This is a genomic window from Aldersonia sp. NBC_00410 (genome assembly GCF_026342035.1).
In the GTDB taxonomy this organism is placed as follows: Bacteria; Actinomycetota; Actinomycetes; order Mycobacteriales; family Mycobacteriaceae; genus Aldersonia.
Map to the genome: position 1 here is coordinate 83,197 of NZ_JAPENM010000015.1, position 10,701 is coordinate 93,897.

The 10,701-nt window shown below is 66.6% G+C and carries 13 protein-coding genes; 2 read left to right on the forward strand and 11 right to left on the reverse strand.

The window, feature by feature from the left end; all coding sequences use genetic code 11:
• The first annotated feature begins 6 nt into the window (after nucleotides 1-6).
• Both OG921_RS25385 and OG921_RS25390 read left to right on the forward strand, forming a co-directional pair.
• Complete coding sequence (locus tag OG921_RS25385) at nucleotides 7-327, forward strand: helix-turn-helix transcriptional regulator (RefSeq protein WP_266115321.1); 321 nt, start codon at nucleotides 7-9, stop codon at nucleotides 325-327.
• On the forward strand, nucleotides 314-733 hold the full coding sequence (locus OG921_RS25390) for an SRPBCC domain-containing protein (protein ID WP_266115322.1): 420 nt from the start codon (nucleotides 314-316) through the stop codon (nucleotides 731-733). The genes OG921_RS25385 and OG921_RS25390 overlap by 14 nt, the downstream gene beginning before the upstream one ends.
• Here the strand turns inward: OG921_RS25390 and OG921_RS25395 are convergent, their stop codons facing one another.
• The 11 genes from OG921_RS25395 to OG921_RS25445 form a co-directional block, all read right to left on the reverse strand.
• Nucleotides 734-1,759, reverse strand: a complete 1,026-nt coding sequence (locus tag OG921_RS25395) for a sulfate/molybdate ABC transporter ATP-binding protein (RefSeq protein WP_266115336.1) — start codon at nucleotides 1,757-1,759, stop codon at nucleotides 734-736.
• 44 nt (nucleotides 1,760-1,803) lie between these two features.
• Nucleotides 1,804-2,556 (reverse strand): ABC transporter permease, encoded by a 753-nt coding sequence (locus tag OG921_RS25400; RefSeq protein ID WP_266115323.1) that lies wholly within the window; start codon nucleotides 2,554-2,556, stop codon nucleotides 1,804-1,806.
• Between the two features lie 98 nt (nucleotides 2,557-2,654).
• A complete protein-coding gene (gene modA, locus OG921_RS25405; protein WP_266115324.1) occupies nucleotides 2,655-3,446 on the reverse strand; it encodes a molybdate ABC transporter substrate-binding protein in 792 nt (263 codons plus the stop codon).
• On the reverse strand, nucleotides 3,443-3,862 hold the full coding sequence (locus tag OG921_RS25410; protein ID WP_266115325.1) for a molybdopterin-binding protein: 420 nt from the start codon (nucleotides 3,860-3,862) through the stop codon (nucleotides 3,443-3,445). The genes modA and OG921_RS25410 overlap by 4 nt, the downstream gene beginning before the upstream one ends.
• A 78-nt stretch (nucleotides 3,863-3,940) precedes the next feature.
• On the reverse strand, nucleotides 3,941-4,150 hold the full coding sequence (locus tag OG921_RS25415; RefSeq protein WP_266115326.1) for a molybdopterin-binding protein: 210 nt from the start codon (nucleotides 4,148-4,150) through the stop codon (nucleotides 3,941-3,943).
• Nucleotides 4,150-4,353 carry a hypothetical protein gene (locus OG921_RS25420; protein WP_266115327.1) on the reverse strand — a complete coding sequence of 68 codons (204 nt, stop codon included), beginning with the start codon at nucleotides 4,351-4,353 and terminating at the stop codon, nucleotides 4,150-4,152. The genes OG921_RS25415 and OG921_RS25420 overlap by 1 nt, the downstream gene beginning before the upstream one ends.
• A 137-nt stretch (nucleotides 4,354-4,490) precedes the next feature.
• The gene (locus OG921_RS25425) at nucleotides 4,491-6,335 is read right to left on the reverse strand and encodes an ABC transporter ATP-binding protein/permease (protein WP_266115328.1); all 1,845 of its coding nucleotides are present in this window, start codon (nucleotides 6,333-6,335) and stop codon (nucleotides 4,491-4,493) included.
• 97 nt (nucleotides 6,336-6,432) lie between these two features.
• Nucleotides 6,433-7,275: an acyl-CoA thioesterase II gene (locus tag OG921_RS25430; protein WP_266115337.1), complete on the reverse strand. Its 843-nt coding sequence runs from the start codon at nucleotides 7,273-7,275 to the stop codon at nucleotides 6,433-6,435.
• A 56-nt stretch (nucleotides 7,276-7,331) separates the two neighbouring features.
• The gene (gene pyk / locus OG921_RS25435; RefSeq protein ID WP_266115329.1) at nucleotides 7,332-8,750 is read right to left on the reverse strand and encodes a pyruvate kinase; all 1,419 of its coding nucleotides are present in this window, start codon (nucleotides 8,748-8,750) and stop codon (nucleotides 7,332-7,334) included.
• Between the two features lie 56 nt (nucleotides 8,751-8,806).
• Entirely contained in the window at nucleotides 8,807-10,318 is a 1,512-nt protein-coding gene (locus OG921_RS25440; RefSeq protein WP_266115330.1) for a glutamate synthase subunit beta, read from the reverse strand.
• On the reverse strand, nucleotides 10,311-10,701 hold a 391-nt coding region (locus OG921_RS25445; protein WP_266115331.1), incomplete at its 5' end, for a hypothetical protein. The genes OG921_RS25445 and OG921_RS25440, both read right to left, overlap by 8 nt.

The window sequence follows — 10,701 nt, forward strand, 5'->3', positions numbered from 1 at the left end:
CGTCCGGTGCCGAACGACGACGTCTTCCTCGCGTTGGCCAACCCGGTTCGCCGCAGACTGCTCGAACTGCTCGCCGACCGTCCGCACAGTGCGGGTGAACTCGCGGGCCGGTTCGAGCTCAGCCGCCCGGCGATCGCCGAGCACCTGCAGTTGCTGCGCCGCGCCGGGCTGGTTCGCGACGAAGCCGTCGGCCGGCACCGGAACTACCACCTCACCGCGGAACCCCTCGCAGCGGTGGAGGACTGGCTGCATCCGTTCGAACGCTACTGGCGCACCCGTTTGCGCTCACTTGCCGATCTCGTGGAGGAACAAGATGACCGAACTTGAAATCGCGACCATCGAGGTCGACCAGTTCATCGCGGCTATACCGGAAAAAGTGTGGCGCGCACTGACCACGCCGGAATTGCACGAGCAGTGGTGGGCGCCCGGTGACATCGCCGCCGATCTGGGGCACCGATTCCACCTGGAGATGCCGGGCTGGGGATCCGTCGCATGCGAGGTGACCGTGTCGCAGCCCTACGAGCGCTTCGCCTACACGTTCAACGGCAACTGGACGATCAGCTGGCGGCTCGTCGCCGAGGGCACCGGCACGCGGCTGTTCCTCGACCACTCCGGCTTCGACCTGAGCGATCACCGCTCGCGCGACGCGTTCGACCGGATGGGTCCGGGCTGGCGCGATGTCGTAGTTCCCCGGCTCGCTGCACTGGTTACCGAGTCGGCAGACGCACACTGATCAGGTCGCGGGATGAATCCGGACCTCCTGGGCCTTCACCGCGAAGTACGCCTGCTGTCCCGGGACCAGGTCCAGGTCGGCGAGCGCGGCGGGAGTGATCTCGGCGGCCAATCCCGTGGAACCATCCGGATTGTCCGCGCCCGTCAGCCGCACACTGTGGCCGTGCACGTCGATGGTGGCGATTGTCACTGCCAATACATTGCGGGGGCTGCCGTGCGGCGGCTCGCCGTGCACCGCCACTGCGGACGGCGCGAACACCGCCACTGCGGGGCCCGACACCGGATCCTCTGCAAGGCCGTAAATCTCACTACCCCAAGATGTTTCGAGCACCTCGGTTCGGCGGACCGTTCCGCCGATGACGTTCACGCCCGCGATGCGTGCACCGAAGCGGCTTTGCGGGGCGGTGAGCACCCGACGTACGTCACCACGTTCGACGACGCGGCCGTCCTCGATCACGACCGCGGTATCGGCGAGCGCGAGCGCATCGAGCAGATCGTGGGTCACCAACAGTGCTGACCGCCGGCGTTCGCGAAGGATCTCGCGCAACAGCCGCCGCACCTGCGGCGTAGCGCTCACATCGAGCGCCGACATCGGCTCGTCCAGCAGCAGCAACTCGGGATCGCAGGCCAGCGCGCGGGCGATGGCGATGCGCTGTGCCTGCCCGCCGGACAGTTGCGACGGCCGCCGATCGGCAAGATGCTCGGCGTCGACAGCACGCAGCCAGGTCCGCGCCTCCGCCCGCGCCTGCGCCCTGCCCGCCCCCCGACTGCGCGGACCGAACCCGACGTTCGACTCGACGCTCAGATGTGGGAACAGCAGCGCCTGCTGTGCCAGCAACGCGACGCGTCGGCGATGTGCAGGCACGAACACCCCGGTCGCAGCATCGGAGAGCAGCCGATCGCCGAGCGTCACCGTCCCTTCGTCCGGGCGCAGCAGGCCCGAGACCATCGCCAGCAGTGTCGATTTTCCCGCACCGTTCGGGCCCAGTACCGCGACCACCTCGCCCGGCTCGACGGTCAGGTCCATGGTCACGTCGCGTTCCCGCGACACCGCCTTGATCGCCAGCGTGCTCACGGCGCACCCCCAATGGCCCGGCCGCGCGCGGCCAGCACAACCAGGGCCGCCACCACGACAAGCAATAGCGACAGTGCCACCGCGGCGTCGGGATCGACCTCCCGCTGCAGATAGATCTCCAGCGGCAACGTCCGTGTCACCCCCTGCAGCGACCCGGCGAAAGTCAACGTCGCGCCGAATTCGCCGAGCGCACGCGCGAACGCCAGCACCGCTCCGGATACGAGACCGGGAAGCACAAGGGGGATCGTCACCCGCCGGAGCACCGTAGTCGGTCGCGCCCCGAGTGTCGCCGCCACCGCCTCGTACCGCTCACCCGCGGTCCGCAGCGCGCCCTCGAGGCTGATCACCAGAAATGGCAGGGCAACGAACGTCTGTGCGATGACGACAGCCGTGGTGGTGAAGGCGATCTGGATTCCGAGCACCTCGAATGTTTCACCCAGCAAACCTTTTCGGCCGAACGTGTACAGCAGCGCGATACCCCCGACCACCGGCGGCAGCACGAGCGGCAGGAGGACCAGCGAGCGCAGCACCGACAGTCCCGGCAGGCGCGATCGAGCGAACACCAGCGCCATCGGCACGCCGATCACGAGGACCACGACCGTGCTGGCGAGTGAGGTGCGCAAGCTCAACGCCAGCGCGGCCCGCGACGACTCGGACGTGATCAGCGGCAGGAAGTTCGACCAGTCCGTCGCCACGAGCATCGCGATCAGCGGCAGCACCACGAACGTGCAGCCGATCAATGCCGGCACGTACACCCATCGAGGCAGGGCGACCGCGACGTGCCGGGCCTTGTTCCCAGTCCGGCGAAGGCCGGCCCTGCTCACAGTCCGGCGAAGGCCGGCCCTGCTCACGGTCCGGCGAAGCCCGCTTCCGCGAGCACCTTCTGACCTTCGGGCCCGGTCACCGCTTCCAGGAATTCCTTTGCAGCTTCGGAGTTCTGCGAATCCGACAACACCGCGATCGGGTAGACGTTCACCGCCTCGGCCGCCTCCGGGAAGTCGACCTGGGTGACCTTGTCGCCCGCGCCTTTCGCGTCGGTCACGTAGACGAGTCCGGCGTCGGCCTGGCCGGAGGTGACCTTGCCGAGCACGTCGGTGACTTGCGACTCCTCACTCACCGGAGTCAAAGTCACACCCGTCTTCTCCTCGACAGTCTTGGTCGCGGCGCCGCACGGCACCTGATCGGCGCACACCACGACGGAGACGCCCGGTTTGGTCAGATCCGCGAACGACGTGATGCCCTTGGGGTTACCCGGGGCGGTCACGATGGTCAACGTGTTGGATGCGAAGTTCTCCGGTTCGCCCTGGACTTCGCCCGCGTCCACGACCTTGGTCATGTTTGCCGGGTTCGCGGAGGCGAACACGTCCGCCGGTGCGCCCTGAATGATCTGCGTGGCAAGATCCGATGATCCGGCGAAGTTGAATTTCACCGTAGTGCCCGGGTACTCGGTCTCGAACTGCTTGCCGATTTCGGTGAACGACTTGTTCAGCGAGGCCGCCGCGAAGACAGTGACGTCGCCCGTGACCGAGGACGTCGCCGTGGTCGTCGATGTCGCAGTGCTGCTGTCGTCGTCGGAGCATCCCGCGACGAGCCCTACCGCAGCTACCAGTGCTGCGGCCGCATACACAGACCGGATCATCCTGCCTCCTTGGGTGTTTCGACGATGACATTGGTCGCCTTGACGACCGCAACCGCGACCGAGCCCGGTTCGATGCCGAGCGCGTGCACCGATCGCGTGCTCATCAGGGACACCACAGTGAATGGCCCGCACTGCATCTCGACCTCGGACATGACCGCGTCCGAGGTGACCTGGGTGACCAGTCCGACCAGTCGGTTGCGCGCGGAGCTTTCCACGCTGGTCGGGTCGGCGGGGGCGCGCGCATGCTCGCGGGCGAACTTGGCAAGGTCCGCACCAGCGATGACCGCCCGTCCAGCCGGATCCTTTGTTGCCGGCAGTGCCCCGCTGTCGATCCAGCGTCGCACCGTGTCGTCGCTGACGCCGAGCAGGTCGGCAGCATCTCGCACGCGTACGTCCGAACTCCGCGCATGCGTCATGGAAAGAACTCTAGCGCAGCAGTTACGGAGCTAACATGCCTTCTTGTTCCGAATTTGCGGAACTCTCGAAGGTTGGCGTCACTCGACGCCGATGGTCACCTCAGTTGATTTGATGAAGGCTGTGGCCGCCTGGCCGGGCGCGAGGCCAAGTTCCTCGGCGGCTTCCTTGGTAATCGAGGCGGTGATGACTTGGCCGCCATCGAGCCGCACCTTGACCGTAGCCATGACCGCTCCGACGTCCACGGCCTCGATGACTCCCGCCAGTTGATTTCGCGTAGACAATCGCATCAGGTCATCACCGTGCTCACGTCGGCTCCATCGGCTTCTTCGTGCCGCCTACGAATCTCGATCTCAACAGCGGCGATGGCTCTGTCCAGTTCGCGGACGTCGGTGCCGCCCGCCCCTTCGTCCGAGGCAGCATCGCGCGCCTTGCGGAGGTTCGCCAGCGTGGGTTCCAACTCGGGTGTGTCCAGCACCTTGGGATCCTGCATGCCTCGTTTCTACGCTCGCCACGGACGGCTGTCCGCCGAAATCGGCATCGATACCGGATCGTGAACGGAAGATTCGTTGCGTTGAGCGGAGTGAACGCTTCCGTTCACTCCGCGGGCGCGAAACGTGGAGCTAACGATCAGCCGACCGGCGTGAGCTCCCAGGGGCCATCACCGTCGAGTTCGAGCTTCTGGGTGTGATGCTGATCGACAGTGCTGCGGTGCGCCACGCTGACCAGCATGGTGTCGGGGGCCTCGGTGCGGATCAGCGAGTACAGCGCGTACTCGAGACCCTCGTCGACGGCGGAGGTGGCCTCGTCGAGAAACACCAGCTTCGGCTTGACCAGCAGGATGCGGGCGAACGCCACCCGTTGCTGCTCGCCCGGGGAGAGGATCTTCGCCCAGTCCTGTTCCTCGTCCAGGCGGCTCTGCAGGTGCCCGAGGTGCACTTTCTGCAGGGTCTCGCGCAGCACCTCGTCGTCGACATCCTCCGGTCTGGCGGGGTACGCCACGGCGGTGCGCAGATCCCCGAGCGGAATGTAGGGAATCTGGGACAGGAACAGCGTCTCCGTCCCGTCCGGGCGGCGGATTTCGCCCGAACCGAAGGGCCACATCTCGGCGAGCGCCCGCAGCAGCGTTGTCTTGCCGCTGCCCGACACGCCCTTCACCACCAGCGCGTCGCCAGGCTCGAGGCGGAGGTTCAGGTCGTCGATGAGCACCTCGCCGTCCGGCTTGCGCACGTCGATACCGTCGAGCTCGAGCGCATTGTCCAGATTCGTCCGCGAGATCTTCGGCAGGTCCCGCGACTGTTCACTTGCCTGCATCAGCCCGTTCAGCCGGATCAGCGACGCGCGATAGCCTGCGAAATCGTCGTAGGACTCGCGGAAGAACGAGAGCGAGTCGTGCACTGCGCGGAACGCCGTCGAGGTCTGGGTGACGTCACCGAGGGTGATGTCACCGGCGAAGAACCGCGGCGCCTGAATCACCAGCGGGAACAGCTCAGCCGTCTGATTGACCGCCAGGTTCCAGCCCTGGAACTTCAGCGACCGGTAGACGATGTTCCAGTAGTTGTGGATGACCTGAGCAAAGCGGGAGAACAGCCCGGACCGCTCGGCGTTCTCGCCGCGGTAGAACGCGACATTTTCGGCGCTATCGCGCAGCCGCACCAAGGCATAGCGGAAGTTCGCGTTGAACCGCTCGTTGAGGAAGTTCAACCGGATCAGCGGACGGCCGATCCAGAACGCGACGACCGTCGTGACCAGCACGTAGGCGAGGACGAGGAACATCATCGCGCGCGGAAACTCGACCCCGAAGATAGTCAGCGGACCCGAGAGGTCCCACAGGATCTTGGTGAACGACCAGATCGACACGACGGCACTGACGGCTCCGGTCGACAGCGTCACCGACGTCTGCGTGAAGTCGGTGATGTCCTGCTGGATCCGCTGGTCCGGGTTGTCGATCGTGTTGTCGATGAACCGTCCACGGTAGTAGGCCCGGCCGGCGAGGTAGTCACCGGTGACGTGCTCGGTCATCCACACCCGCCAGCGGATCACGAAGGCCTGCTCGATGAAGTAATCGAGCAGTGCACGAATCACGTGAATGACCGCCAGTATCGCGAAGATTCGCACTGCGCTCCAGAACGCGGCCTTCGCCGCGTCGAGCGCACCACCGTCGCCCGCTTGCAGCGCCTGCGCCGCGTACTGCAGCGCTGTGAACATGTCGTTGCCCTGGTAGGAAAACAGCACGCTCATCCGAACCGCGAATACGGTGAAAATCAGGATGACGACGATGAAGGCGTACGTCTTCCACGAGTCCCGCCCCCGGAAGAAGCCGCCACTGATCCGCCAGAACTGACGTCCCCAGTTGGTGAATCGGGCCAATGCCGCACAAATGAGGAAGAAGGCCACGATGGTCACGGCGGAGACCTGCACGATCCACCACAGCGAATCCAGGACCTCGGTGCCCCATTCGACACTTGTTTCCATGCGTCTCCTCCACGGATCTGCGCGACGATCGCCCGAGCAAAGTTGGCGAAGCTTAACGCGCCGAGCGGAGTTGGCGCGCCTCGCGAGAGTGCGAGCGTCAGCTCTTCCGCGGGAAGTGCCTGATCAGGCCCTCTTGGACCACCGTCGCGAGCAGCTCCCCCTCGAGGGAGAAATAGCGCCCGGTCGCGAGCCCCCGAGAACCCGCCGCGACCGGTGACTCGGTCGCGTACAGCGCCCAATCGTCGAACCGGAACGGGCGATGGAACCACATCGAATGATTCACCGTCGCGGCGACTATGCGGTCGTGACCCCAGGACAGCCCGTGCGTGGTGATGATCGAGTCCAGCACGGTCGTATCGGACGAATAGGCCATCGTCGCAACGTGAATCAGCGGGTCGTCGGGGAGATCGCCGTCCGCGCGCATCCAGACCCGGTTGTGATTGAGCCGCTCCCCCGTACCCTTCATGATCCAGGCCGGGTCGTTGGCGTAGCGCAGGTCGATCGGTTTGAGGGCTTTCACGAACGTCTGTAGCCGGTCCTCGTAGCCGATGAAGTGCTCGCCGAGCGGGGGCAGCACGTCCGGGTACGGCACGTCGGGGACCGCGACGGCATGCTCGAGGCCCTTGGTCCAGTCCTGGAACGCCGCGAGCATGGTGAACAACTCGTGGTTGTCCTGATAGGCGGTCACCACGCGATTCGCGAACGCGCGACCGTCGCGCTGCCGGTCGACCCGATACTCGATCGGCGCCTTGACGTCACCGCCGCGGATGAAGTGCGCGTTGATCGCATGTACCGGCCGACCGGGGCCGACCGTGCGGCCCGCCGCCATCATCGCCTGCGACACCAGCTGCCCGCCGAAAGTCCGGCTCGCGACCTGCTTCGGATGCTGCCCGATGAAGACGTTCTCATCGGTCTGCTCGAGATCGAGCAGCCACAGCATCGTTTCCAGGTCCGGACTGACCGGCCTCCCGGAGCCGGTCTCTCGGGTTTGCGGCACTAGTGGTCCTCTTCGCCGATACGGTGCACGTGGATGAGGTTGGTCGAACCGACCGTTCCGGGCGGCGAGCCGGCCACAATGATGACGAGGTCCCCCTTCGAGTAGCGCTTCATCGACAACATGGCCGTGTCGACCTGGCCGATCATCTCGTCGGTCGAGGCCACCCGCGGCACGAGGAACGTCTCGGTGCCCCAGGTCAGCGCCAGTTGGCTGCGCACCTCGGGAAGCGGTGTGAACGCGAGCAGCGGCAGCGGTGTGTGCAACCGGGCGAGCCGGCGCAACGTGTCGCCGGACTGAGTGAAGGCGACGAGCGCCTTCGCGTTGAGCCGCTCGCCGATGTCGCGTGCAGCGTAGGAGATGACGCCGCGCTTGGTGCGCGGCACGTGTGTCAGCGGCGGCACGCGGGTCGATTCGGTTTCGACGGCCTGCACGATCCGTGCCATGGTCCGCACCGTTTCCATCGGGAACTTGCCCACCGACGTCTCGCCGGACAGCATCACGGCGTCCGCGCCGTCGAGCACCGCGTTGGCGACGTCGGAGGCCTCCGCGCGGGTGGGGCGCGAGTTCTCGATCATGGACTCGAGCATCTGCGTCGCCACGATGACCGGCTTGGCGTTCTCCCGCGCCATCTGGATCGCACGCTTCTGCACCAGGGGCACCTGCTCCAGCGGCAGTTCGACACCGAGATCGCCGCGCGCGACCATGACCGCGTCGAACGCGAGCACGACAGCTTCGAGATTGTCGATCGCCTCGGGCTTCTCCAGCTTGGCGATCACCGGAATGCGGCGCCCAACGCGATCCATCACGTCGTGCACGAGTTCGACGTCGGCGGGTGAGCGCACGAACGAGAGCGCGATGAAGTCGACACCGAGCCGCAACGCGAACTCCAGATCGTCGATGTCCTTTTCGGAAAGCGCGGGCACCGAGACGTTCATCCCCGGCATGGACAGGCCCTTGTGGTTGCTGACCGGGCCACCTTCGGTCACACGACAGACGACGTCGTTGCCCTCGATGGCTTCCACCAGCAGGCCGACCTTGCCGTCGTCGACAAGCAGACGGTCGCCGGCGCTGGCGTCCGCGGCGAGCTCCTTGTAGGTGGTCGAGACCCGGTCGTGGGTGCCTTCGCAGTCGTCGACCGTGATGCGGACCTCATCACCGTTGGCCCACACCGTCGAACCCTCGGCGAACTTGCCCAGGCGGATTTTCGGCCCCTGCAGGTCGGCGAGAATGCCGACCGCGTGTCCCGTGGTGTCCGAGGCGGCGCGAACCCGGTCGTAGTTGGCCTTGTGATCGGCATGCTCGCCATGGCTGAAGTTCAGCCGCGCGACGTCCATGCCGCTCTCGACGAGTTCGCGAATTCCCTCGGAGGTTGCCGTCGCCGGCCCTAGCGTGCAGACAATCTTGGTCCGTCGTGTCACGCGTCGAGCCTAGTGGGTAGCCGACACCTTCTCCACGCGGTTGGAGGAGTAGACCGTTACCGCCGGGCCACTGCCAGCGGCAGCGCAGTGGGATGGACCGGCGCGGGCAGATCGGTCTGCCCCATCAGGAACGCGTCGACGGCACTCGCGCACGACCGACCCTCCGCGATCGCCCACACGACCAGCGACGCCCCGCGGTGCGCATCGCCGCACACGAACACGCCGGGGGCCCCGGTCTGCCAGTCCGCTCCACAGCCGAGCGCACCGCGCCCGGTGCGTTCGATACCGAGATCGTCGAGCAACCGCCCAGGCTGCACGCCCTCGAAACCGATCGCGAAAAGAGCCAGGTCGCAAGGCAACTCCACCTCTTCACCGATCGGCACGACAGTTCGCCGGCCGTCGGCGTCGCGGTGCACCTCCACCTCGGCGAGCGCCATCGCGCGCACCCGGCCCTGCTCGTCACCGATGAAGCGGCGTACCGCCACCTGATAGCGCACGCGGCCGCCTTCGGCATGGGCCGGCGACATGCGCAGCAACAGCGGCCAGGACGGCCACGGGGTGATGGCGTCGTCGCGTTCGGACGGCGGCTCCGGGTTGTAGTCGAGCTGGGTCACCGAGGCGGCGCCCTGGCGGTGTGCGGTGCCGAGGCAGTCCGCGCCGGTGTCACCGCCGCCGATGATCACGACGTGTTTCCCGTGCGCGGTCAGCGACGTCGGACCGTCGCCTTCGCTCTCCTTATTCGCGGGCACGAGGTGCTCCATCGCCAGATGCACGCCATCGAGGTCACGGCCCTCGACATCGGTCTGGTCGCGCGCCTGCAGTGCGCCGACGGCGAGGACGACGGCCTCGAACTGCGTGCGCAGTTGCGCGACCGTGATGTCCACGCCCACCTCGCAGTCGACCACGAAATGGGTGCCCTCGGCCCGCATCTGCGCCAGGCGCTGATCGAGCACGCCCTTGTCCATCTTGAAAGCCGGAATGCCATAGCGCAGCAACCCGCCGAGCCGGTCGTCGCGTTCGTACACGGTCACGTCGTGCCCGGCGCGGGTGAGTTGCTGCGCGGCGGCCAGGCCGGCAGGCCCGGAGCCGACCACCGCGATCCGCTTGCCCGTGCTGATCGTCGGGATGCGCGGACCGACCGCGCCGGTCTCCCACGCGCTGTCGGCGATCGTCTGCTCGATCCGTTTGATCGTGACGCTGCCGCCGGTGTCGTTCTCCGCGATGGAAAGCACGCAGGCGGCTTCGCACGGCGCAGGGCACACCCGTCCGGTGAACTCGGGAAAGTTGTTCGTCGCGTGCAGCCGGTCCGCGGCCTCGGCCCACCTGCCGCGGCGCACCAGGTCGTTCCACTCCGGGATCAGGTTGCCCAGTGGGCAGCCGGAGGAACCGCTGTGGCAGAACGGGATTCCGCAGTCCATACACCGTCGCGCCTGCTTGGAAACCGCCGGATTGCGCTCCGCAGGGGAGATCGGGAGGTAGATCTCGCGCCAATCCTGAATACGTTCGGCGACCGGGCGTTTGGGCGCATCCTTCTTGTGCACCCGCAGAAAGCCCTGTGGCTCAGCCATTTGCCGCCTCCATGATCGCCGCGTCGACGTCGCGGCCTTCCGATTTCGCGAGCCGGGTCGCCTGCAGGACGCGCTTGTAGTCGACGGGCATCACCTTGGTGAACAGACCGGACCGGCGCGGCCAGTCCGCGAGGATCGAGGCGCCCACCGAGGAGTCGGTCCACTTGACGTGCAGGGCAATCGTCGAGCGCAGCCACTGCAGGTCGTCCGAGTCGGGCGTTTCGAGCGCGACCATCGCGGTGTTCACCCGGGTCGGGTCGATGTCGAGCACGTACGCGATACCGCCGGACATACCGGCCGCGAGATTGCGCCCGATCTCGCCGAGCACCACCACCCGGCCACCGGTCATGTATTCGCACCCGTGGTCACCGATACCCTCGACG